The organism is Xanthomonas cucurbitae (genome assembly GCF_002939885.1).
In the GTDB taxonomy this organism is placed as follows: domain Bacteria; phylum Pseudomonadota; class Gammaproteobacteria; order Xanthomonadales; family Xanthomonadaceae; genus Xanthomonas; species Xanthomonas cucurbitae.
This window is the reverse complement of the sequence record NZ_MDED01000140.1, coordinates 1-425: the sequence shown is the minus strand read 5'-3', so window position 1 is coordinate 425 and position 425 is coordinate 1. Positions and strand designations below refer to the sequence as shown.

The following is a 425-nucleotide window of genomic DNA, read 5'->3' as shown; positions in this document are numbered from 1 at the left end:
TGGGAATTGGATACGGTCCGCCCATCGCGCGGCACTGGCGTGCTGGTGACGCATGTCGAACGCAGCAGTGGCTATGTGCGTCTGGGCTGGAGTCCTGACGGCACCGCCGATGCTGTTGCCGAGGTCATTTGCGCGCGCCTATGGCGTGTGCGCGATAAGGTGCTGACGCTGACCTGCGATCGCGGTAGCGAGTTCGCCCAGGATGCCCGCATCGAGGACCGGCTATCGACCAAGGTGTACTTTGCCGACCCACATGCCCCTTGGCAACGCGGCTGCAATGAGAATCTCAACGGACTGCTCCGGCAGTATTTTCCGCGCAGTCGTGACTTCAGCACCATCACGGCGCAAGAGCTGCAGCAGGTTGAACATTCACTCAACAACCGACCCAGAAAACGATTGAGCTATCTCACTCCAGCCGAGGTCTT

At 60.2% G+C, this 425-nt stretch carries 1 protein-coding gene; it reads left to right on the top strand.

Annotated features, from left to right (window positions below):
• On the top strand, nt 1-425 hold a 425-nt coding region (locus XcuCFBP2542_RS19095; RefSeq protein WP_146090390.1), incomplete at both ends, for an IS30 family transposase.